Genomic DNA, 23,990 nt, shown 5'->3' with positions numbered 1-23,990 from the left:
GACAGCCGTCGGTCAGATCTCGAGTCTCGGCTCGGACTCGGCGTTACCGGACCCGGCGCCGGCACCGCCCGAACAGTCGCAGGAGCACGGCTGGTCGATGTCGAACTCGGTCGGAAGCATTTCCGGCTTCACCCAGGCAGGACTTTCCATGATTCGTCCTTTCTCGCGATTGGCGCTTGCGGTCACCCGCACTCAGGCAGGTCGGCCCTGATTTCCGGGCGCGATGGGCGATGGGGGCATGGCGTATTCCCATCGCAAGGGCGGGTGTGGGTTGTGCGGCAGATCGGCCGAACCCTCACAGCATTGGGGCGGCCGGTCGCGAGTGTCAACAGGAACAAAGCGATCCGGATGGTCGGCGATCGGGGTGCCCGAACGGGCACAATGTTCGCGCCATTTTCCTCCCGCCGATTTGATTGCGCCCGAGAGGCCCTTGCGCTCCGCGTATCGATCATTTCTGCCTTCCGATGGCGAGCGGCGGGAGGCAACGAAAGTGACGGGAGTGGTTGGATTTCCTTTGTGCGGCCCTCCCCGACACCCCGCCCCGGGGCCTGGCATGCTGGCCATGTGAACGGACCGGAGATCCACCTCAGCCTGGCCCCCGAACTGCGGATGTTCGCCGTCCCCGAGCGGCGCCAGGATCGGACCGCTGTCGTCACCGACGGGGCGTCCACGCTCGGACACGTCGTCGAGTCGCTCGGCGTTCCGCTCACCGAGGTCGGCGGGCTGGTCGTGGACGGACACGAGACTCCGGTATCGCATGTGCCCCGCGCGGGGGAGTTCGTGGAGGTGCGCGCGATGGCGCGGCCGCAGCGGGTGCCCGGCGCGCCGCTGCGCTTCCTGCTCGATGTGCATCTGGGCACGCTCGCGCGGCGGCTGCGGCTGCTGGGTGTGGACGCGGCCTACGAGAGCGAGGACATCGGCGACCCCGCCCTGGCCGCGCTCTCCGCCGCCCAGCGGCGGGTGTTGCTCTCCCGGGACCGGGGGCTGCTGCGCCGCCGCGAGCTGTGGGCCGGGGCGTTCGTCTACAGCGACCGCCCCGACGACCAACTGCGTGATGTGCTCGGCCGGTTCACCCCGCCGCTCGCCCCCTGGACGCGGTGCACCGCGTGCAACGGGCCGCTGGAGGACGCCGACAAGGACGCCGTCCGTGAGCGCCTGGAGCACGGCACGCGGCGCACCTACGACGTCTTCGCCCAGTGCACCGCCTGCGAGCGCGTGTACTGGCGTGGCGCGCACCACGCTCGGCTGGAGGAGATCGTCCGTCAGGCGATGGGGGAGTTCGGCGCCCCCATTGACGACAGGTCCTCGCCTGCGCGTTTCGGCTGAGGTCGGCAAAATACGCCTTGTGGAGCAGGAATGGACTAAACGATTCGATTCCCACCCATGCCCTAACTTGTGACTTGCATCACAGCCCATCGGTAAAGGATCACAACTCTGTATCCCTGTGCGACGATGCCGTTGCGCTGGCCTCGACAAAGTGACCAAGCGTTTAGGTCGGCCGTCTTACGGGGAGGCGAGAATGCCGACGATGATTGTCATCGGATATAGAGCCGATCTCGACCAGGCTCTGCGGCACCGGGGCCTGGACCCGTTCTATATCGCGCAGAAACCGGCGATCCCCCCGAAGGATCGACGATTCAAGCGTGTCATCGATATCGAGGACGTCCAGGAAGTATTGCGAGCAGTACTCTCCGCGCGCCTCGATGATGTGGCAGGGGTGCTGAGTGTCCATGAAATGGGTGTATTCGGGGCAGCCTATCTGCGGCAACAGCTGAACCTGCCCGGGAACGCAGATTCAAAGTCAGTTCTTTATTTCCGGGACAAGTACCTTCAGAAGAGCAAGCTGCCGTCTCATATCAGGCGGGCTCGCTGCCGGTATGCGTCACAGGACACGTCGTTCGCGGATCTCGCCGACGACCTGGGGAGTGTCTTCGTGATCAAGCCGGCGAACGGAGCCGGCTCGCTCCGTACCAGCATCGTCCGTTCCCCGGAAGAATATTCACGAGCCCTGGAGCCGTTCCCGGGCCACTCGGACGTCCAGATCGTCGCCGAGTCCTTCATAGACGCCCCGGAAGTTTATATCGACGGGGTCTGGGAGAATGGCGATCTCCGATGGTCGTCCATGAGCAACTACCACGTATCACCGCTGAGGGCCGCACAAGGCGGCATCATGGCCGCCTACCTACTGGACAGAAGGCGGCATCCGACCCTGTTCCATCAGGCGGAGACGCTTGCCACGCAGGTACTCACCAGCCTGAACGCACCTGATTGCGTATTCCACCTGGAGATCTTCACGACAGAGACGGGGCTGACTTTCGGCGAGTGCGCCATCCGCATCCCAGGAGGGCTGACCCCTCAGATGAACAAGTTGACATACGGCGTCGACCTCTTCGACGTCGAAATCAGCCTCGCACTCGGGGAAGGGGCGTCTCAAGCCCTGAGCAACAGCAGGGCACCGGAGCGCTTCGCCGGATGTATTCTGCTACGCCCTGCCAAGAGCGGCAATCTGACCCAAGAGGACTTCGAACGCAACTTCATTTTCGATGAGATTGATTACGATTCATCGCCTGATGCGCCGATCGGGCCGTACGGCCTCGTTGGCAAAGCACTCGTATCCGACCCGGACGAGCTGAAACTGCAGAAAATGATCGAGGACATCGTGCGATTCAGTGAGGCCGGGTCCACCTGATCTGCTGGACCGCCCGGACCGGGCCGCCGGCCCGGACGCCCGGCACCCATGAGATCACCCCGCCGCGCTCCTCCGTGCCGCAGGCGCCACGCCGCGCCCGGCCCCATACTAATTCATCTGTGACTCACCACCTGTGACCCGCCCAAGATCCGTGCCATCCCCAGGATCCCCATAACCATCCGTTCGCGATGGGAATTCAGAGCCAGGCCTGGTGTCTTTCTCGACACGCGGCGCCCGCGCCTCTGCTCTCTCTTGTTTTCCGTCACTTCCGATCGGAGGACTTTCCCTATGCCGGATCGACTTCCCGCCTCGACGCTCCCCCAGCTGCTCGAACGCGCCGCTTCCGACACCACTCGAGGCATTACCTTCAGCACCTCCATCGGGGGTTCGTTCCTGTCGTACGTCGAGTTGCGGGAGTGCGCCTGCCGGATCGCTCACGGGCTGCGCGGGCACGGCACCGCCCCGGGCGACCGGGTGCTGATCGAGGCCAATGATCCGGAGAACTTCTTCCGTGCCTTCTGGGGGTGTGTGCTCGCCGGTGTCGTGCCGTGCCCGATCGCACCGCCGGCCGACCCCTCCCGGTGGCGCGCCCAACTGGAGCATCTGCGGACGCTCTTGGGCGACCCGTTGATGGTCGTCTCCAAGGCGGCTCATGGAGACCTGCCCGATGTCGGGCTGCGGACGGTGACCGTGGAGGAGTTGAGTCATGCCCCGGCCGAGCACGAGCAGCTCCATACCCCCGCGCCGGACGACCTCGCCCTGCTGATGCTCACCTCCGGGTCCACCGGATCGAGCAAGGCGGTCAGGCTCACCCACGCCAATCTGGTGGCCGCTCAGGCAGGTAAGGCGGGTGCGCTGGAACTCGGGCCCGACGACACCTCGTTGAACTGGATCTCGGCCGATCACATCGCCGCGATCGAGGCACACCTGCTGCCGATGTTCAACGGAGCCGACCAGGTCATGACGGTTCCGGCCACGGTGCTGGCGGACCCGGTGGAGTTCCTCGAATTGCTCGCCGCCCATCGGGTGCGCGTGACCTTCACCCCCAACTTCCTGTTCGGGCAGATCAACCAGGCCCTCGCCGGGCGGCGGCCCTCGCCGGAGGAGCTGGATCTGTCGCGGGTGCGGCACATCATCTCCGGCGGTGAGGCCACCGTGACCGCCACCGTACGGACATTCCTGGGTGCGCTGGCCCCTTACGGATTGCGCGAGGACGTGATCGTGCCCGCGTTCGGGATGACCGAGACCTGCGCGGGCTCCATCTTCAACCGCGACTTCGCCACCCAGGACCTCGAGACGGAGTTCCCTCCACTGGGCCGCCCGGCACGGGGTCTGCGGATCCGCATCACGGGCGGCGACGGCACGGTGCTGGCCTCCACCGACCGGCCCGCGTCGGCCGAGCCGGGTGAGGTGCAGCTGCGCGGGCCGATGGTCTCCGCCGGCTACTTCGGCAATGACCAGGCCACCGCACAGGCCTTCACCCCCGACGGCTGGTTCCGCACCGGCGACCTGGGCTACCTCGACTCCGAGGGGCGGCTGATGCTGGTCGGCCGCACCAAGGACTCCGTCATCGTCAGCGGAGTCAACTACTACAGCCACGATCTGGAAGCGGCCCTGGACGAGCTGGACGGGGTGAGACGCGGGCAGGTCGCGGCCTTCCCGATCCGACCGGAGGGGGCCGATTCCGAACAACTCGCCGTCGCGTTCGTGCCGGCGGGCGACCCCGCCGACGACACGGCCGTGTACCGGGCCATCGTGGCGATCCGCAGCTCCACGGTGATGCACTGGGGCTTCCGCCCGCAGCTGATCCTCCCCGTCGCCGAGGACGAGATCCCCCGCGGCAACCTCGGCAAGATCCAACGGTCGCGGCTGCGCGCGGCCGTCGAGGCCGGGAGCCTGGACGCGGCGGTCCGTCGGTCGGACGAGGTGAGCACCCGGTTCCTGGGCGGCTATGTGACGCCGGAGGGTGACGTCGAGACAGCGCTGGCCGACATCTACGCCCGCGTACTGAACACCGAGAAGGTGCCGGCGACTGCCAGTTTCTTCGATCTGGGCGGAACCTCGCTGGACGTGTTGCGGCTCAAGCTGGAAATTCAAATCGAGTTCGGCATCGACGACCTGCCGATGTCGACGCTCCTACAGGCCCCGACCGTACGCGCGCTGGCCGGCCGTCTGAGGGGCGGCCAGGGCGCCGACGGGGACTCCGCCTACGATCCGCTGGTGCCGTTGCAGGTCACCGGGGACGGGACGCCCCTGTTCTGCGTCCATCCCGGCCTGGGGGAGGTGCTGGTGTTCATCAACCTCGCCAAGTACTTCACGGGCGAGCGGCCGTTCTACGCGCTGCGGGCGCGCGGGTTCGGGCAGGGCGAGACCCACTTCGCGTCGTTCGCCGACATGGTCGACACCTATGTGGACGCCATCCGGCGGGTGCAGCCCAGCGGCCCGTACGCCGTCGCGGGGTACTCCTACGGCGGGGCGGTGGCGTTCGAGATCGCCAAGCGGCTGGAAGCCGATGGCGACCAGGTCGACTTCGTGGGGGTCTTCAACCTGCCGCCGCGGATCTCCGACCGCATGAACGAGATCACCTTCACCGACGGCGCGATCAACCTGGCGCTGTTCCTGGAGCTGATCAACGCCGCCGACATCGAGGAGCTGACCGCCACGCTCCGCCCGCTGCCCGAGGCCGACCAACTGGCCCATCTGATCGATCACGCACCGCCGCGCCGCCTGACCGAACTGGACCTCACCCTCGAACGGTTCACCGCCTGGGTCGACCTGGCCCAGAGCATGGTGCACCTGGGCCGCGACTACGAACCGTCGGGATCGGTCGGGCAGGTCAAGGTCTTCTACTGCACTCCGCTGCGCGGCACCAAACAGGAGTGGCTGGACGACCAGCTGAGCCACTGGGACGAGTTCACTCGTGACCCCAACACCTATATCGAGGTCGACGGGGAGCACTACACCTTGATGAGTCCGCAGCATGTGCAGACCTTCCAGGCGACCTTGCGACAGGAACTGGCCCGCGCGCTCGGCGGCGAGGGGGCCGACGCGACCGCTGACACGACCGGGAGCCGCTGATCATGCAGGGCAAGAAGATTCTCATCACCGGGGGAACCGGACAGGTCGCGAGGCCCGTCGCCGAGGCGCTGGCCGCCGACAACGAGGTGTGGTGCCTGGGCCGGTTCGGCGACGCGGACGCCCGCAAGGCCCTCGGAGAACTGGGCGTCCACACCGCCACCTGGGACATGGCCACCGACGATCTGGAGGGCCTGCCGCGCGACTTCACCCATGTACTGCACTCGGCGGTGCACCGGGGCGACGGCCATGACTTCGAGGAAACCACGCGCGTCAACGCCGTCGGCACCGCACGGCTGATGACACACTGCTCCGCGGCCGAGTCGTTCCTGTACGTCTCGTCCGGAGTGGTCTACAACCGGGCCGACCGGACACATCGGTACCGGGAGAGCGACCCTCTGGGCGGCGCGGCGCCGTGGCTGCCGACCTACCCCGTCGCCAAGATCACCGCCGAAGGGGTGGTGCGCGGCCTGGCCGAAGCACTCGCGCTGCCGACGGTGATAGCCCGCCTCAACATCGCCTACGGCCCGTACGGCCACGGCGGCGTGCCCATGATCTTGTTCAGGGAGATGCGCCGGGGCCAGCCGTGCGCGGTGCCGCGCGAGGGGCAGAACTACTGCAATCTGCTGCACACCGATGACGTCGTCCGCCAGGTACCGCTGCTGTGGGATGTCGCGCGGGTGCCCGCGCGGGTGGTGAACTGGGGCGGTGACGAGGAGGTCGGCGTCACCGATCTGCTGGAGTACATGTCCGAGCTCACCGGGGTGCCGGTGCGACTGGACCGCGGCGACTACAGCCGGGAAACCGCGATCTTCGACCACGGCGCCCGCCGCGACCTGATCGGCGACTGCTCCATCGGCTGGAAGAGCGGTATCGCCCGCACCTTGGCCGACTTGTTCGAGGAATACCGCGACCGCATCGACGAGTACGTCGATGCCCACGGAGCTGAGATATCCAAGTGACCAAGAGGAGTGGAGAACGAGCATGCGCAGGTCCGTAGATATCGAGGCGCTTCAGCACGTGCTGTGCGCTGCCCTCGGGTCCCGTGTGCCGGTGTGCTCCTTGGATCGACTGGGCGAAGCCGCCGACGCGTTCGCGGCACTGGACGCCACGGTGCTCGAGCGCCCGACCCTGGTCGGCGGCGGATCCCTGTACAACCCGACCAACCCCGCCCCCGCCCCGCACACCGTCGATGAACTGGTCCGCCGCGCGGCGGCGCTGGACGTGGACCAGATCCTCGTGCCCAACGTGCGCCGCGGCGACGACACCAGCGCGCTGCGGGCAGCCGGCCTCGTCCCCGTCGCCGCCGACGGCGAGTGTGTCGTCCGGCTGCCCGGAGACGTGGACGATGTCCTGCGGGAGCGCATCGGTGCCGAGCAACTCGGGGAGCTGCGCCGCCGTCACGAGGAGGTGTCCGGTGAAGTCACCTGGGAGCGCCTCCCGCTGAGTGAGCTCGACGGGAAGGCCTGGGCGCGGGATGCCTTCGTGGAGCTCCACCGGCGCCGGGCCGAGCGCGACGGAGGCCACGACAACCTTTACAACGCGGACGCCCTCGACGCGCTGGCACGGGCGGAGTTGGCGGATCGCACCGAGATGTTCGTGCGCCGCAGCGGGAACACCGTGGTCCAGGCCGGGCTGATGACGCGGTCCCACAACGGCCGGGGGTTCTACGTCCTCACGCAGGCCATCGATCACGAGGATCCCGTCGCGCGGCGCGACCTCCACCTGGCGTCCGTATACCGGCTGTACCTCCACGCCCGGCAGTCCGGCCTGGACTGGGTCCACCTCGGCCGGGGGGAGGCGCACCACATGCGGTGCCTCGGAGCGGACCTGTTCATCCCCCTCGACCACTGGCTGCGGGCCCCCGGCCTCACGGCCCCGGAGGAGAAAGAAGAGCAGGCGCTGTCGGACTTCGCGGCGCCCCCCGTCGCGACGGTGCCGGTCCCGGGCCCGGCCCGCTTTCGCCATGTGCCACGGTTCGACCAGATCGACCTGTCGAGCAACACCAATCCGTTCCTGGGCGCCGATGGCAACTATCCCGAGCTCGATACGGCAGAGCTTGCCGGCACGTATCTGAGGACCATCTCGAAGCTGCCCGGGCACGACGGCGTCGGTGCGTTGAGCGCGGATCACCTGCTGTTCACCAGCGGGGCGGTGGACGGCGTCCTGCTGCTCCTGGCGGCGCTGGCCTCGCCGGGCGAGGGCGTCTGCGTCACGCCCCCCACCTTTCCGCTCTACGACCACTTCGCCCGCGTCCTGCGCCTGCCCGTCACCGAGGTGCCGCTGGGTGGCGACGACCTGTCCCAGGTCGACACCGAGCGGATCCTGGCGGCTGATCCGCGGGTCACCATCCTGTGCGATCCGGGCAACCCCAGCGGGACCAGGATCGATCCGGGGCAGGTACACGCCCTGGTGACGCGCGGCCGTGGGCTGGTGGTGATCGACGAAGCCTATGTCGAATTCAGCGAGAAGCCCTCGTACGCCGGGCTGGTCGCCCAGCACGACAACCTCATCGTGCTCAGGACGCTCTCCAAAGCATGGGGTCTGGCCGGCGCGCGCTGTGGGATCGCCCTGGCGAACCCCGGCATCATCGAGGCTCTGCGGCGGGTGCAGGTGCCCTTCGGGTTCACCAACGCGTCGCAGCGCGCCGTGCGGGACCGGCTGACCAACTCCCCACCGGTGCTCGCCGGCATCGAGCGCATTCGTACCGAGCGTGATCGGATGGCCTCGGCACTGGCCGGCCACCCCGCGGTGGACCGAGTGTTCCCCTCGGACACCAACTTCCTGCTCGTCCGGCTGCACAAGCACGAGCGCGTGATGGATCAGCTTCGCGCCGCCGGGATAGTCGTCGCCGACACCGGGCGCCTCGTCCCCGATACCTGCCGCATCACCATCGGCGACCAGCGCGCGAACAATGCGCTGCTCGAAGCACTCTCTTCCGCCGTGTGACACCAAGACCGAAAGGATTCAGTTCGTGGGTAATGGTTCTTCCTCTGTTCTCCCTCTCGTCGGCACTGTCGTCGCCGAAGGATTCGCTCGCTGGAGCCCCGAGCTGAAGAAGGAATTCGACAACAACGCCCATAACGGCTGCATTGGTCAGTCGCTGCTCAACGAGACCGATTCGCTGCGCATCTGGGAGACCCATCTTCTGCCGGGAGAGCGAGTTCCCGTCCATCGACACGTGCTGGACTACCACTGGATAGCCCTCACAAGCGGCCGAGCCCGCCAGCACAACAGCGATGGCAGCACGCGAGAGATCTCCTTTGTCCGTGGACAGACCCAGTATTTTGATTTCGCCGCGGGACGGTTCCACCTGCATGACCTGAAGAATATCGGCGATGAAGTTCTGTCGTTCCTGACCATTGAGACAAAGGGTGGGCCGAACGAGCCCATTGAGCTCCGAAAGGCTTGAGGTGTGTCGGCCCGCAGGGCGAACCCGCCCTGCGGGCCGGCCGCTCAGCCTTCCTTCTTGGTGACCACGAACCGGTCGATGACCAGGTAGTCGATCTCGGTGGCGAGGAAGCACTCCAACGCGTCCCGCGGCGAGCAGACGATGGGCTCACCGGCCACGTTGAACGAGGTGTTGAGGAGGCAGGGCACCTCCGTACGCGCCGTGAAGGCGCGCAACAGCTCCGCGAGCGCGGGGTTCTGCCGCTCGTCGACCGTCTGGACCCGTGCCGTGCCGTCCACGTGACAGGCGCCGGGGATCCGCTCCCGGTACTCCTTCCGCACCGGGAAGACGAAGGTCATATAGGGAGACGAGGTCTTCTTGCCCAGCTCGAAGACGCGCGGAGCCTCGGATTCGAGGACGACGGGCGCGAACGGGCGGAAGGGCTCCCGGTGTTTCACCCGGAGATTGATGATGTCCTTGATGTCGGGGAAGGCCGGGTTGGCGAGGATGCTGCGGTTCCCCAGGGCGCGCGGGCCGAACTCGGCGCGGCCCTGGAACCAGCCCACGACGTTCTTCCCGGCCAGCAGCTCCGCCGTTCTGTCGGCGACCGCGGCGGCGTCGGGCTCCTCCTGCCACTCGACGCGGTCCGCGTACTGGGCCAGCGCGTCCAGGACCTGCTGCTCGTCGTACGAGGGCCCCAGGTAGGGGGTGGTGACCGCGCCGGCGGGCCGATTCCTGAGGCCGGCGGTGTACACGGCCGCGCCGATGGCGACACCCGGGTCGCTGGCCCCGAAGCTGACCTCCATGCCGGTGAACGACGACCTCTCCAGCATCTTCGTGTTGGCCACGCAGTTGAGCGCCAGACCGCCCTCGAAGAGCAGGGTGTCCAGGCTGGAGGCGGCGGTCAGCGTCCGCAGCTGATGAGCGGTGATGGCCTCGACCATGTGCTGGGCCAGCCCGGCGACCTTGACCCGGAAGTCGAACTGCTCGCGCTTCTCGCTGTCGCCGCCGAACAGGCTGTCGAACAGCGCGTAGTAGGCCCCGATGTCCATGGGGATGGAGATGGTGTACGAGCCGTCCTCGTGCAGCCGCACCACGCGTTCGAGCAGGGGGTTGTGCTGCGGCGGCGGGCCGTACGCGGCCATGCCCATGACCTTGTACTCGTCGTTGTTGGGCACGAACCCCAGGTAGCGCGTGATCCGCCCGTAGGCCACACCCAGCGAGCTGGTCATGGGGACGGCGCTCTCGTCGATCAGGCGGACCACGCCGTTCCGTAGCTCGCCCATGACGGCGGACAGGGTCTCCGCCCGGCCGTCGCTCACCAGGAAGGCGGCGTCGCCCCCGCCGGCCAGGTAGGCGCCGCACATGAGATGGGCCAGATGATGGGGCACCAGGGCGAGCTTGTTGGGGTCCAGCTCGTAGCCGGTGTGCTGGACGAAGTCGCCGTACACCGCGTCGCGGCTGAACATGTCGGTGTAGACCTCACCGGCGCTGCGCAGGGCGTCGAACTTGGCCGTGACCGGCAGGTCGGAGTCACATATCTGCGAAATCATCTCCTCGGCCACGGCCGGCGAAAAGCGCCAGGGGAAAGCGAAAACGTCCACCTGGTCGAGGTCGACACCGGCGGAGTTCAGGCACCACTTGATTGCGTTGGCCGGAAAGTCCGAGGTCTTCTTGACCCGGCTCAGTCGCTCCTCCTCGACCGCCGCGACCAACTCGCCGTCGATGACCAGAGCCGCCGCGGCGTCATGACCCACCAAAAGATTACGGCCGACGCCGGTCGCCCCGTAGAGACGTCCGAAAAGCTCCGCGCCTCTGCTGAATCCGTTGTAACCGAGCACGATCACTGGCTCTCAGCCTCCCAAGCACGACAGTAACGGCAGGAAGAACAGGCTACTCGGCCCGCATACACGAGGGATAGGCATGATGCGTAAACAGATGGTGGTTTGCTTTCCCCGGCGGCGGCACCCCCGGGAGAAATTCGCGCCGAATGTCGTACCGCTCAATATCCGACACACGGGGAGGATTTCCCGTGCCGATGACCGTCGCCGCGCCCGTCCGGGCCCACGCGGATCCGGGCCTCCCGGCGGTGGCTGGGGGGCGCGGCCCACGCGTCGCGGGCCCGGCGGGACTCAGCGGGCCCGGCCCAGCCCGCTGAGGGCAGGGTCCGGGGCTCGGTCCGCGGGTCGGTCCGCCCGGTGGCTGAATCGTGTCAACTTCTTTGGACGGCACAACCCTTGACGCACGGCGCCGTGCGCCCATAACTTCCTGGCAATCAAATCGAAACGTTTCAACTTCGGGCGGGTCTACGCGGGGACCGCCCTGCCCCCGAAGGAGACGCACCACCATGACCGGATCCGGATCAGTCGCAGGGTCCCCTATGAGCCGTAGACGGGCGCTGGCCGCGGGTGGCGCGGCCGCGGCCGCGTGGGCCGTGGGGCTGCCCGCCCCCGCCCCCGCTTTCGCCGACTCCGCCCCCGCCGGGGCCGCCCCCGCGCGGCTGGCGCCCTTCCCGCTCTCGGCCGTACGGCTGCTGGAGAGCCCGTTCCTGGCCAACATGCGGCGCACCCTGGCCTATCTGCGCTTCGTCGACCCGGAGCGGCTGCTGCACACCTTCCGGCTCAATGTCCAACTGCCCTCCACCGCCGAGCCGTGCGGCGGCTGGGAGGCGCCGAACGTGCTGCTGCGCGGCCACAGCACCGGGCATCTGCTCTCCGCGCTGGCTTTCGCCCATGCGAACACCGGCGAGGAGACCTACGCGGACAAGGCGCGGCGGATCGTCGCGGCGCTCGCCGAGTGCCAGGCGGCCTCGCCCGGCGCGGGCTACCGGGCCGGGTATCTGTCCGCGTTTCCCGAGCGGATCTTCGACGAGCTCGAGGCGGGCGGCAAGCCGTGGGCCCCGTACTACACCATCCACAAGATCATGGCCGGGCTGCTGGACCAGCACCGGCTCAGCGGAAACGACCAGGCCCTGGAGGTGTTGCGGGGGATGGCGGCCTGGGTCGACTCCCGCACTTCCCCGCTCGACGAGGCCACCATGCAGCGGCTCCTCGGCGTGGAGTTCGGCGGCATGAACGAGGTGCTGGCGGGGCTGTATCTGGTCACCGGCGACCCCGTCCATCTGCGCACCGCGCGCCGCTTCGACCACGAGTCGCTCTACGGCCCGCTGGCCGAGGGGCGCGACGAGCTCGACGGGCGCCATGCGAACACCGAGATCGCCAAGATCGTGGGCGCGGCCGAGGAGTACCGGGCCACCGGGGACCCGCGCTATCTGCGGATCGCGCGGAACTTCTGGGACATCGTGGTGCGCGACCACTCGTATGTCATCGGCGGCAACTCCAACCAGGAGCTCTTCGGCCCGCCCGGGCAGATCGTCAGCAGGCTGTCCGAGGACACCTGCGAGAACTGCAACAGCTACAACATGCTCAAGATCGGCCGCCGGCTGTTCCTCCACGACCCGGGCAGGGCGGCGTACATGGACCACTACGAGTGGACGCTGTACAACCAGCTGCTCGGCGAGCAGGACCCCGGCTCCGACCACGGCTTCGTCACGTACTACACCGGTCTGTGGGCCGGGTCGCGCCGGCAGCCCAAGGGCGGCCTGGGCTCGGCGCCGGGCAGCTACAGCGGCGACTACGACAACTTCTCCTGCGACCACGGCACCGGGATGGAGACCCACACCAAGTTCGCCGACACCATCTACTTCCGCGACGAGGACGCCGGCGCCCTCTACGTCAACCTCTTCATCCCCTCCGAAGTGGCGTGGGCCGAGCGCGGATTCCGGCTGCTCCAGCGGACCGGCTACCCCGACACCGGCACCGTCCGGCTGACCGTCACCGAGGGCGGCGGGCGGCTCGCCCTGAAGGTGCGCGTGCCCGGGTGGCTGCGGTACGGGTCCCGGGCCCGGGTGCTGGTGGGCGGCCGCCCCGTGGACGCCAAGCCGGTGCCGGGCCGCTATCTGACCCTCGACCGGCACTGGCGCACCGGTGACACGGTCGAGCTGACCTTCCCGCGCGAGCTGGTGTGGCGCCCGGCGCCGGACAACCCGCACATCAAGGCGGTGTCGTACGGCCCGCTGGTGCTGGCCGGTGCGTACGGCGAGCACGGCCCGCGCACCATCCCGGATATCGAGCCGTCCTCGCTGCGGCCGGTGGCGGGGCGCGGCGGGCCGGAGTTCACCGCCGTGGCCGGGGGCGCGAAGGTCCCGCTGCTGCCCTTCCACCGAGTGCACCACCAGAGCTACAACGTCTACTTCGCCGTCCCGCCGCGCGGCCCCCGGCGGCGCGAGATCGCCCGTTTTCCGCTGGCCGAAGGCGCCGGGGCGACCAGCGCGGACGCGCTGCGCCGCTTCCCGGACGCCCGGCTGGCCGGCGGCGCCACATGGACCACCGCGGGACCGCGGGCGGTCGCGCTGGACGGGAAGGACGGCCATGTCGCGCTGCCCCCCGGTCTGCTGACGGGCCTGCCCGAACTCACCCTCTCGGTGAGAGTGTTCCTGGAGAGCGTGGCCAACTCCGCCCGCGTCTTCGACCTCGGCTTCCACAAGAACACCTACCTCTTCCTCACCCCGCGCACCGGCGCCGGGAAGGCCCGCGCGGCGTGGAAGATCGCGGGCATGGAGGCGGAGGATTACATCGATGCCTCGGCCGCCCTGGAGCCGGGCCGGTGGACCCATCTGGCGCTCACCCTCGGCGGCGGCACCGGCGTGCTGTACGTGGACGGCGAGGAGGCCGGGCGCAACGACGCGGTGGTCTCCGGGCCGCTGCTGCTCGGCGCGACCACTCGCAACTACCTCGGCCGCTCCCAGAACACGACCCACCCCTATCTGCACGGCACCGTCGCGGACTTCCGCGTCCTGGGGCGCGCCCTGACCGCCGCCGAGGTCGCAGCGCTGCACCGCGCCAACAGCTGAGCCGGCTGATCCGGCCGACCCCCAACGTCCAGCCCACCCCACCCCCGTCCGCACCCCTGCCCCTGCGGGAGTATCACCATGCCTGAAACCGGCACACCAGAGCCCGAAAGACCGATCCGACCGACCAGGCGCCACTTCGTCATGGCCTCCGGGGCGGTCGTCGCCGCACTCGGCACCGGCCTGCCCGGCGCGGGCCCGGCCCACGCGGAGTCCGCGGCCGGGACGGGCTTTGCGGCCGCCCGGTTCACCGACCCGCGCCGCGACAGCCGCCCCACGGTGTACTGGTACTGGAACGGGCCGGTCACCCACGAGCTGATCGACCGCCAGCTGGCCGAACTGCGCGACAAGGGGATGTACGAGGTCGTCATCTTCCCCTTCGACAACGCCGAGATGAGCCCGGTGTTCTTCAGCGAGGGCTGGTTCGACGTGGTCGGACACGTCCTAGCCGTCGCCGAGCGCACCGGGATGCGGGTGTGGGTGTTCAATGACAACCACTTCCCCAGCGGGCGCGCCGCCGGCCTGATCGTGAACGGCGGTACGGTCGGGACCCGCCACTACCCCGCCCGCCCCGAGCTGCGGCTCAAGGCGCTGTGGCGGTCCACCACCGTGGTGGAGGGACCGGCCACCGTCGACCTGTACGAGACCACCGGCGTCGGCGTCGAGAGCGGCCGGCTGGTGGCCGACGCCGCGGTGCTCGGCGGCGCGGCGGTGCTGCGCCGCGGGGCCCGCTGGGGCGACTGCACGGTCACCGGCAGCGTCAAGGCCGAGACGGCCGCCGCCGGTCTGCTGCTGCGCGCCTCCACCGCCGCCTCCGGCGATGACGGCCACGATGGCTATGTGGTCGAGTTCGACCAGACCGGGGTGGTCACGATCTCCCGGCTGAACAACGGCGAGCGGACCGAACTCGCCCGCAGCACCCGCACGGACGGCTTCAACCGGACCAAGTTCCACGCCCTGCGGGTGACCGTCAGCGGCGCCACGCTCACCGTCCGGCTGGACGACAAGGACAAGGGCACGGTCACCGATGAAACCCACCCGGCGGGCAGCGTCGGTGTGCACGCCACCGGCACCCAGCGCGCCCTGTGGGAGGACCTGACCGTCACCGCGGCCGACGGCACGGTCCTCTACCGCGAGGACTTCGCCGACCCGGCCGCCCCCGGCGAGTTCGCCACGCGCCGCGGCCCCGAGACCGCCGCGCCGGTGGCGGCCGCCGCCCGCCCGGCCGGCGCCGACGACGCCACGCGGCTGGTCGAGCTCACCGAGCGGCTGGGGACCACCCGCCGCTGGGAGGTGCCCGCGGGGCGGTGGCAGATCGATGTGTTCGGCGGGACCACCCTGGCGGACGACACCCAGGGCTACAGCCGCGCCTATGTCGACCTGCTCGACGAGGAACCCATCGAGCTGCTGCTGGACATGGTGCCCGGTGAGTACCACCGCAGATTCGGCCGCTACTTCGGCACCGTCGTGCCCGGCTTCTGGGACGACGAGCCGTTCTTCGCCTCCGCGGAGCCGCACTTCAAGCGGGCGCCCTGGTCGCCCACGCTGGAGGCGGCCCTGCGGGCGGTCGGCGCCGAGCCCGGCCGGGCGTACGCCGCGCTCTTCGACGACGGCCTCGGCCGGGAGGGCCGGGTGCTGCGCGGGCGCTTCTGGCAGGCGGTGTCCGACCGGTTCGCGCTCTCCTTCCGCAAGCAGGCCCGCTGGTACGCCGAGCGGCGCGTCGCCCTGATCACCAACCCGCTCTACGACGAGACCGCCCCCGCCAAGCGCATCGCCTCCACCGGCGATCTGCACAAGGTCAACCAGTGGGCGCAGATCCCCGGCGGGGACATCATCACCGCCGAGTACGAGGCGGGCAAGCCCACCATGATCCCGCGCAACCCGGCGAGCGCCGCCCACCAGGCGGGCCGCGAGCGGGTGTTGCTGGAGGCCTTCGGCAACATGGGCTGGCAGGTCGCGCCCGCCTTCGCCCACGCGCTGCTGGGCGCGGCCGCCGCCCGGGGCGTCAACCTGACCGTGCTGCACGCGCTGTGGACCGACGAGACACGGGTCTACTTCCCGCCGCCCTTCGGCCCGCGCGCCCCCTGGTGGTGGGCGATGCGCCCGCTGGCGGACTGGACCGGGCGGGTGATGGAGTCCGTCCGCGGCACCTCCGGCGCCCGCACCGCCCTGATCCAGCCGCAGCGCGCCGCCGAGCAGTGGCGCGGCACCGACCAGGGCACCGCGCTGGACACCGCGTTCGGCGCGGCCGCCCGGGCGCTGGAGAGCGCCCAGACCGATTTCGACCTCGTCCACGAGGGCGCCCTGTCCGGCGACCGGGCGCTGCGGGACCACGCCAGGACCGACGGCGGCACCCTGGCCGTCGGACACGCCCGCTACGAGGTGGCCGTTCTGCCGGACACCCCGGTCCTGGACGCCGCCACCGCCCGTACCCTTGCCGAGTTCGCCCGCCGCGGCGGCACGGTCATCGCCGTCGGCGAGCTGCCCGGCCAGGAGGCGGGCGGCGACGACGCCGCGCTGCGCCGCGCCCTGCGGGCGCTGTTCCCCGAGCAGAGCCCGGGCAGCCGCCGGGTCGGCCGGGGCCGGGCCGTGCGGGTCGCGGTCCCCGACGGCCTGGGCGAGGCGGCCCGCGCCACGGGAGCCGCGGCCGCCGTGCTCGATCCCCCCGCCGCCTCGGTGCTGGTGCTGCGCACCACCTCCGGCCGGGACACGGCCTTCCTGCTCAACAACGAGAGCGCCGAAACCGTGGTCACCGAGGCGGTTTTCCCGGTCGGCGGCGCACCCGAGCTGCGCGACCCGGCCACCGGCACGGTCACCGCCGCCCCCGTCCACGACGCGGCGGGCCGGCCCGGCGCCGAGGCCACCCGGCTGCCGCTGCGCCTTCGCCCGTACGAGACGCTGGCCGTGGTGTTCCGCGCGGGCGCCCCGGCGCGCCCCCATCTGACCCGGGCGGACCTCCCGGTCACCGCCGTGGCCGCCGAGGGCGGCCGGCTGCGGGCGAAGGCGCTGGCCGACGCCCCCGGCCGGTACGCGTTCACCGGCGCCGATGGGCGCCACGTCTACCGCGGCGAGGTCCAGGTCACCGACCCGCTGCGGGCGATTCCGCTGGACGGCGACTGGACCCTGACCCTGGAGCGGGACGGCGCCGAGCCCGTCGTCCGGCCACTCGGCAGCTGGACCGACCTGGACCCGCGCTTCTCCGGCAGCGCCACCTACACCAAGGACATCACCCTCACCCGGGCGGACCTCGACGGCCGCCGCCTCCACCTCGACCTCGGCGAGGTGCGCGAGGTGGCCCGGGTGACGGTGGGCGGCACCGCGCTGCCGCCCGCGCTGTGGGCCCCGTACACCGTGGACGTCACCGACCACCTGCGCCCCGGCGTCAACACCATCGCGGTCCGCGTCGCCAACACCCTCGCCAACGAGCGCGGCAAGGCGCTGCCGTCCGGGCTGCTGGGGCCGGTGGCGCTGCGCCCGCTGCGCCCGGTGACGGTCCGTCTCACCCGCGCCACCTGACCCGGGCCCGACCGGCGTCTGCCCCGCGGGCCGCCCCGCGCCCGTTTCACGCCCGTTTCGCGTTCGAGCGCGCCCGACTTCCGCCCGTGTCCCTCCCGGGCCCGAACACTCACGGAGATTGCCCATGCATCGACCAGACCGCCCCCCGCGGCCACCGCTGCGCCGCAGGCTCGCGACCACCGCCCTGGCGGCCCTCGCCGTCCTGGCCACCACCGTGCCCTCGGCGGCCCCCGCCGAGGCGAGCGACACCGGCCGCCCCACCGCGCTGCGCACCGGGGCCCTGCGGCAGGCGCTCGGCATCGACGACACCACGCCCGAGCTCAGCTGGCGGCCGACCGTCACCGGCCGGGACACCGTGCAGCGCGCCTACCGCGTGCAGGCCGCCACCAGCGCGGCCCGGCTCGACGCGGGCCGCCCCGACCTGTGGGACTCGGGCGAGGTCGGCTCCGCCGCGCCGCGGACCACCTACGCGGGCGACCGGCTCGGCCCGCGCACCCGCGTGTACTGGCGGGTCAAGGTGTGGGCCGGCCGCGGCGCCGGCCGGGCGTCCGGCTGGAGCGCACCGTCCGTCTTCGAGACCGGGCTGACCTCCCCGAAGGACTGGTCCGCCCAGTGGATCGGCCACCCCGACTGGCAGCTGGGCGGCCGTGAGGTCACGCCCGTGGCCGTCGACCTGCCGAAGACCACCGCCCGCTATGTGCGGCTCGACATCACCCGGCTCGGCCTGCCGCTCGCCGAAGGCGACTTCCCCGCCCTCACCCGGCGGCTTCAGCTGGCCGAGGTCGAGGTGCGCGACTCCGCCGACCCCGACGGCCCCGACCTCGCCAAGGGGGCGGCGGTCACCGCCTCGGAGAGCAACACCGTCCGCAAGACCTGGGAACCCGCCCTCGCCGTGGACGGACTCACCAACAGCGGGGCGCAGACCGCCGCCGGGTACGCGAGCAAACCGCACCCCGACGCCGATGTCTCCGCCACACCGATCACCCTCACCCTGGACCTGAAGCAGACCGCCCGCTTCGACCGGGTGCTGCTCTACCCGCGGGCCGACGTCCTCACCGCCGACGGCCGGGTGCCGGGCTTCCCCGTCGACTACACCGTCTCCACCTCGGACGCGGCCACCGGCCCGTTCACCGAGGCCGCCCGCGTCACCGGGCAGACACCGCCGAAGCCCTATCTCCCCGCCGGACTCCCGCTGTTCGCCAAGGACTTCACCGTCCCGAAGGGCATCCGCTCCGCCCGGCTCTACCTGACCGGCCTCGGGGTCCACGACGCCCGGATCAACGGCCGCCCCGTGGGCGACGCCGTACTGGAGCCCGCCAACACCGACTTCGCCGACCGCGTGCAGTACGCCACCTACGACGTGACCAAGCGGCTGCGGCGCGGCGCCAACACCCTCGGGGTCGAGCTGGGCAACGGCATGGCCAACGTCGTGAGCACCGCCGACCGGTACCGCAAGCTGTACGGCAACCTCAGCGACTCCAAGCTGCTCGCCCAGCTGGAGATCACCCTCGCCGACAGTACTGTTCTGCGCATCGCCAGCGGCCCCGACTGGCGCACCACCCTGGGCCCCACCACCTCCTCCAACTGGTACGGGGGAGAGGACTACGACGCCCGCCGGGAGCTCCCGCGGTGGGACCGGCCCGGCGGGGACCGCTCCGGCTGGCGGCCCGCCACCGTGGTCGCCGCGCCCGGCACCTCCGCCACCCCGGCCCGGGTCAGCGCCCGCGAGACCGAGCCGATCCGGGTGACCGAGACGCTGAAGGGCACCGAGGTCGCGAACTCCCCGCAGGGCAGCCGGGTGTTCGACCTCGGGCGCAACATCGCCGGATGGCCCGAGATCACCGTGCGCGCGCCCGAGGGCACCGCCGTGCGGATCTACCCCGCCGAGAGCCTCAAGGACGGCCACGCCCACCAGTCCATCAGCAACGTCGGCGCACCGCTGTGGGACAGCTACACCACGGCCGGCAGCGGGGCGGAGACCTGGCATCCGCGCTTCAGCTACCACGGTTTCCGCTATCTGGAGCTGAAGGGGCTGCCCGCCGGCGCCGAGGTGTCCGTACGCGGCCTGGTGCTGCGCACCGACAACGCCTCCGCGGGGGAGTTCACCAGCTCCAACGAGCTGCTCAACGGCATCCACGGGCTCATCCGGGGCGCCATCGAAAGCAACATGATGAGCGTGCTCACCGACTGCCCCAGCCGCGAGAAGCTCGGCTGGCTGGAGCAGGACCAGCTGGTCTTCCCCGCCCTGGCCGCCAACTACGACATGCAGTCCCAGCTGCGCAAGATCGTCCGCGACATGGCCGACGCGCAGACCCCCGACGGCCTGATCCCGAGCACCGTGCCGGACTACACCCTGCTGCCGGGCGCCTACCGCAACGACGCCAACTGGGGCGGGGCGTTCGTCCTCGTCCCCTGGCAGCTGTACACCACCTACGGCGACCGGGAGACGCTGCGCGCCTACTACCCGAAGATGAAGGAGTACGCGGCCTTCCTCGAGCGGCAGGTCACCGACGGCATCCTCGACTACGGCCTGGGCGACTGGATCACCCCCGACCGCACCTTCCCGCGCGCCGTCGCGGGCACCTACGGCTACTGGCGGGTCACCGACGCGCTCAGCCGGATCGCCGGTGTGCTCGGCGAGCGCGAGGACGCCGCCGCCTTCCGCGAGCGGGCGGGCGCCTCCGTCGCCGCCCTGTCCGCGAAGTACTACGACGCCACGACCGGCACCTTCGGCGGTGGCGGACACGGGGCGGAGGCGCTCGCGCTGGACATGGGGGCCGTCCCCGACGGCCAGCGGCAGCGGCTCCTCGACCACTTCGTGCACGGTGTCGAGCAGGCCGGCGACCACCTCGTGCTCGGCGAGATCTCGCTGCCCGCAGCCTTCCGGGTGCTCTCCGCGGCCGGGCGCGACGACGTGGTCTACCGGATCGCCACCCGGACCGACAGCCCGAGCTACGGCTACCAGGTCGAGCACGGCAACACCACGCTCGGCGAGACCTGGGACGGCGGCTCCGGCCAGTCCCAGAACCACTTCATGCTCGGCGCGGTCGACTCCTGGTTCACCGGCTCCCTCGCCGGGATCCGGCAGACCGACGACTCGATCGGCTACCGCAGGCTGCTCTTCGCGCCCGCCGTCGTCGGCGATCTGACCTCGGCGGCCGCCTCGTACACCACCCCGTACGGCCCGGCCCGCAGCGCCTGGCGGCGCGAGGGCTCCGCGTACCGGCTGACCGTGACGGTGCCCGCCGGGACCACCGCCGAGGTGCGGGTGCCCATCACCTCCGGGGCCGTGGGGGCGCCGGACGGGGCGCGCCCGCTGCGCACGGAGGACGGCGCGCGGGTGTACGAGGTCGCCTCCGGGACCTGGAGTTTCACGTCCGTATACCAGTCCGTATCCGAGCCGCGGACCGGGAGCGACGCATGAGCGAGACGAGCCGCCCCACTGAGAACGGCCCGCGCCGCCGGACCCTGCTCGGCCTGGGCGCCGCGGCCGGCGCGGCCGCGGCGCTCCCGGTTGCGGCGGCGCCGGCCACGGCGCCCGCCGCGGCGCGCGGCAAGGCCCCGCGGCCCGGCTTCGCCGCCGCGTTCGCCTCGCCCGGCCGCGCGGTGCGGCCCAAGTTCCGCTGGTGGTGGCCGGACGGCCTGGTGGACCCGGCCGAGATCGCCCGGGAGGTCGACCAGATCGCCGATGCCGGGTTCGGCGGGGTGGAGGTCGCGGCCGTCACCCACAGCCTGAGCGAGCCGATCGACGCCGAGCGCTACGGCTGGGGGACAGCGGCCTGGGTCGCCGGGCTGGAGAGCGCGCTGCGCCGGGCCGATCGGCGCGGCCTCACCGTCGACGTCGCCATCGGCCCGGCCTGGCCCGCCGCCGTGCCCACCGTCACCCCGGACAGCGCCGCGGCGGCCCACGAGCTGGCCCACGGCCTGGCCGTCTTCCAGGGTTCTCAGGGCTCCTACGCGGGCCCGGTGCCGCCGCCGGTGGTGCCCGCGGCCGAGGGCGTGTCCGACCGGCGGCTGCTGTGGGTGCAGGGGGCCCGGATCAGCGGCGGCGCCGCGGCGGCCCCGGCGCCGCTGTCGCTGGACCGGGACTCGGTCACCGACCTGACCGCGCTGGTCCGCGACGGGGCGCTCCAGTGGGCCGCGCCCGACGACGGCCAGTGGGCGGTGATCTCGTACTGGGAACGCGGCTCCGGGCAGCGGCCCGAGGGCCCCGCCCACACCTCCCCGCTCGCCTATGTCGTCGACCACTTCAGCGCCGCCGGCACCCGCGCGGTCACCGACTTCTGGGAGCGCCGCATCCTCACCCGCCGGGTCCGCGAGCTGCTGCGCCGGGCCGGGGGCGCCCTGTTCGAGGACTCCCTGGAGATCGAGACCGACGCCACCTTGTGGACCCCCGGCCTGGCGGAGGAGTTCGAGCGGCGGACCGGCCACCCCCTGCTGCCGTATCTGGCCGCGGTGGTCGAGAAGGACGAGAAGTACGTCTTCTCCTTCGACGCCGCCACCAACAAGGCGGTGCGCCGCGACTACATGCAGGTCATCACCGATCTGTATCTGGAACACCACCTGCTGCCGCTGCGCGACTGGGCCCACTCGCTGGGCCTGGCCCTGCGCGTCCAGCCGTACGGCCTGGAGACCGACGCGATCCACAGCGCCTCGCTCCTGGACATCCCCGAAGGGGAGTCGCTGGGCTTCAAGAACCTCGACGACTTCCGTTGTCTGGCCGGCGGCCGGGACATGGGCGGCGGGCGGGTGCTGTCCAACGAGGCGGGCGCCACGGCGGGCGGCGCGTACGCCACCACCTGGGACGCCACGCTGCGCAAGCTGGTCACCCAGTACTGCGCGGGCGTCAACCAGGCGGTGATCCACGGCTTCGGCTACGCGACCGCGCCCGGCGCCGCCTGGCCGGGCTTCGCCGCGTTCTCCCCGTACCACGGCGGCCCCGGGTACGGCGAGGCCTGGGGGCCGCGCACCCCGGCCTGGCGGCATGCGCCCGACGTGGCCGGATACCTCGGCCGGATCCAGGGCGTGCTGCAGACCGGCACCCACCGGGTGGACGTGGCCGTGCTGCGCCAGAAGGGCTACGCGGGCTCGGGGCTCGGCGCGCCCTGGTTCACCTCGGACGGGGTGCCGCTCGGCTGGACGCACACCTTCCTCAGCCCGCGCTCGCTCGGCCTGCCGAGCGCCGTGGTGCGGGGCGGGCGGCTGGCGCCCGACGGGCCCGCCTTCAAGGTCCTGGTGCTGGAGGGCGACGTCATGATCGGGCGTGAGCACACCCTGGAACTGGAGACGGCCCGCCGGCTGATCGAGCTGGCCGAGGACGGCCTGCCGATGATCGTGGTGGGGGACTGGTCGGACGGGCATGTGCCCGGGCTGCCGCGCGACGGCGACGCCGACGACGACCAGTTGCGCGCCCTGATCACCCGGCTGCTCGCCGTCCCCGGGGTGCGGGGCGTCGCCGACCGGCCCGACATCCCCGCGGCCCTGGAGGACCTGGGCATCGAGCCCGAGGTGGCGTACGCGGCGCGCTCGCCGCTGCTGCACGCCCACCGGGCGGCGCGGGACGTGGCCTACCACTTCTTCGCCAACGGCTCGGCGACCGCGGCGGTGGACCACGAGGTGGCCATCGCCTCGCCGTGGGCGAAGGCCACCCCGTACGCGCTCGACGCCTGGACTGGTGAGGTGGCGCCGGTCGCCGTCCACCGGGACGACGGGGGCCGGGTCGCGGTGCGGATGACCCTGGCGCCCGGGGCCACCGCCCTCGTCGCGCTCGCGCGCGGCTCCGGGCCGCTCCACGCGCTGAGCACGGACGCCGAGTCGGCGCGGGTCGCGGACGGCGTTCTGGAGGTGGTGGACACCCGGCCCGGCGCCCGCGAGGCCGTGCTGAGCGACGGCCGGAAGGTCGTCGTACGCATCGGCGAGCTGCCCGCGCCGCTCACCCTGGACCGCTGGTCGCTGCGGGTGGCGGACTGGCGGCCGGGCCGCTCGCCCGACCGCCATGTCACGGTGGACCACCGGCTGGACCTCGACGCCCTCGCGGCCTGGCCGGATCTCCCCGGCCTGGCGGACGTCTCGGGCGTCGGGCGCTACCGCGCCACCGTCCGGCTGGGGCGGGGCTGGACCGGAGCCACCGGCGCCCGGCTGGAGCTGGGGGAGGTCTTCGACACCTATCGGGTCTCCGTCAACGGCACCGCGGTGGGCCCCGTGGACCAGGTGACGGGTGTGGTGGACCTCGGGGGCCTGCTGCGGCGCGGCGCGAACACCATCGAGGTCGAGGTGGCCACCACGCTGCTGAACCGGCTGCGGACCGTCCGCCCGGCGGAGTTCGGCGCCGCGGGGCGGCAGCGGTACGGCCTGATCGGGCCGGTCCGCCTGGTGCCCTACGGACGGGCGGTGGTGTCCGCCGACTGAGC

General features: G+C 71.3%; 12 protein-coding genes. 10 read left to right on the top strand and 2 right to left on the bottom strand.

All coding sequences use genetic code 11. The features are described 5' to 3' along the window. Window positions 1-12: 12 nt before the first annotated feature. The gene (gene stsA, locus ACWY4P_RS07760) at window positions 13-150 is read right to left on the bottom strand and encodes a StsA family sactipeptide RiPP (RefSeq protein WP_456209418.1); all 138 of its coding nucleotides are present in this window, start codon (window positions 148-150) and stop codon (window positions 13-15) included. A 414-nt stretch (window positions 151-564) separates the two neighbouring features. Between stsA and ACWY4P_RS07755 the strand changes: the two genes are divergently transcribed. From ACWY4P_RS07755 to ACWY4P_RS07730, 6 genes are all read left to right on the top strand, one after another. Beyond that, entirely contained in the window at window positions 565-1,326 is a 762-nt protein-coding gene (locus ACWY4P_RS07755) for a Mut7-C RNAse domain-containing protein (RefSeq protein WP_456209417.1), read from the top strand. A 193-nt stretch (window positions 1,327-1,519) separates the two neighbouring features. Next, window positions 1,520-2,689, top strand: a complete 1,170-nt coding sequence (locus tag ACWY4P_RS07750) for an ATP-grasp domain-containing protein (RefSeq protein WP_456209416.1) — start codon at window positions 1,520-1,522, stop codon at window positions 2,687-2,689. A gap of 288 nt (window positions 2,690-2,977) precedes the next feature. After that, entirely contained in the window at window positions 2,978-5,767 is a 2,790-nt protein-coding gene (locus ACWY4P_RS07745) for an alpha/beta fold hydrolase (protein WP_456209415.1), read from the top strand. A gap of 2 nt (window positions 5,768-5,769) precedes the next feature. Then, window positions 5,770-6,726 (top strand): NAD-dependent epimerase/dehydratase family protein, encoded by a 957-nt coding sequence (locus ACWY4P_RS07740; protein ID WP_456209414.1) that lies wholly within the window; start codon window positions 5,770-5,772, stop codon window positions 6,724-6,726. A 22-nt stretch (window positions 6,727-6,748) separates the two neighbouring features. Continuing rightward, the gene (locus ACWY4P_RS07735) at window positions 6,749-8,713 is read left to right on the top strand and encodes an aminotransferase class I/II-fold pyridoxal phosphate-dependent enzyme (RefSeq protein ID WP_456209413.1); all 1,965 of its coding nucleotides are present in this window, start codon (window positions 6,749-6,751) and stop codon (window positions 8,711-8,713) included. A 25-nt stretch (window positions 8,714-8,738) separates the two neighbouring features. Continuing rightward, window positions 8,739-9,176 (top strand): hypothetical protein, encoded by a 438-nt coding sequence (locus tag ACWY4P_RS07730; RefSeq protein WP_456209412.1) that lies wholly within the window; start codon window positions 8,739-8,741, stop codon window positions 9,174-9,176. 44 nt (window positions 9,177-9,220) lie between these two features. Here the strand turns inward: ACWY4P_RS07730 and ACWY4P_RS07725 are convergent, their stop codons facing one another. Next, entirely contained in the window at window positions 9,221-11,002 is a 1,782-nt protein-coding gene (locus ACWY4P_RS07725) for a carbamoyltransferase family protein (protein ID WP_456209411.1), read from the bottom strand. Between the two features lie 500 nt (window positions 11,003-11,502). Between ACWY4P_RS07725 and ACWY4P_RS07720 the strand changes: the two genes are divergently transcribed. The 4 genes from ACWY4P_RS07720 to ACWY4P_RS07705 all read left to right on the top strand — a co-directional run bounded on the left by ACWY4P_RS07720 (window position 11,503) and on the right by ACWY4P_RS07705 (window position 23,988). Then, window positions 11,503-14,067, top strand: a complete 2,565-nt coding sequence (locus ACWY4P_RS07720; RefSeq protein ID WP_456209409.1) for a beta-L-arabinofuranosidase domain-containing protein — start codon at window positions 11,503-11,505, stop codon at window positions 14,065-14,067. Window positions 14,068-14,208: 141 nt separating this feature from the next. Next, window positions 14,209-17,580 carry a glycosylhydrolase-like jelly roll fold domain-containing protein gene (locus tag ACWY4P_RS07715; protein WP_456209408.1) on the top strand — a complete coding sequence of 1,124 codons (3,372 nt, stop codon included), beginning with the start codon at window positions 14,209-14,211 and terminating at the stop codon, window positions 17,578-17,580. Between the two features lie 124 nt (window positions 17,581-17,704). Further along, entirely contained in the window at window positions 17,705-21,004 is a 3,300-nt protein-coding gene (locus ACWY4P_RS07710) for a family 78 glycoside hydrolase catalytic domain (protein ID WP_456209406.1), read from the top strand. Beyond that, window positions 21,001-23,988 (top strand): glycosyl hydrolase, encoded by a 2,988-nt coding sequence (locus ACWY4P_RS07705; protein ID WP_456209405.1) that lies wholly within the window; start codon window positions 21,001-21,003, stop codon window positions 23,986-23,988. The genes ACWY4P_RS07710 and ACWY4P_RS07705 overlap by 4 nt, the downstream gene beginning before the upstream one ends. Window positions 23,989-23,990: the final 2 nt, after the last annotated feature.

It is taken from the genome of Streptomyces sp. LZ34, assembly GCF_053890475.1.
The sequence above is the reverse complement of the archived record's forward strand: the minus strand, read 5'-3'. Positions and strand labels throughout refer to the sequence as shown.

Excerpts from the sequence above, each read along its gene's own strand:
- stsA (WP_456209418.1), bottom strand. The coding sequence starts at position 150 with ATGGAAAGTCCTGCCTGGGTGAAGCCGGAAATGCTTCCGACCGAGTTC.
- ACWY4P_RS07750 (WP_456209416.1), top strand. The coding sequence starts at position 1,520 with ATGCCGACGATGATTGTCATCGGATATAGAGCCGATCTCGACCAGGCT.
- ACWY4P_RS07745 (WP_456209415.1), top strand. The coding sequence starts at position 2,978 with ATGCCGGATCGACTTCCCGCCTCGACGCTCCCCCAGCTGCTCGAACGC.
- ACWY4P_RS07740 (WP_456209414.1), top strand. The coding sequence starts at position 5,770 with ATGCAGGGCAAGAAGATTCTCATCACCGGGGGAACCGGACAGGTCGCG.
- ACWY4P_RS07735 (WP_456209413.1), top strand. The coding sequence starts at position 6,749 with ATGCGCAGGTCCGTAGATATCGAGGCGCTTCAGCACGTGCTGTGCGCT.
- ACWY4P_RS07720 (WP_456209409.1), top strand. The coding sequence starts at position 11,503 with ATGACCGGATCCGGATCAGTCGCAGGGTCCCCTATGAGCCGTAGACGG.
- ACWY4P_RS07715 (WP_456209408.1), top strand. The coding sequence starts at position 14,209 with ATGGCCTCCGGGGCGGTCGTCGCCGCACTCGGCACCGGCCTGCCCGGC.
- ACWY4P_RS07710 (WP_456209406.1), top strand. The coding sequence starts at position 17,705 with ATGCATCGACCAGACCGCCCCCCGCGGCCACCGCTGCGCCGCAGGCTC.
- ACWY4P_RS07705 (WP_456209405.1), top strand. The coding sequence starts at position 21,001 with ATGAGCGAGACGAGCCGCCCCACTGAGAACGGCCCGCGCCGCCGGACC.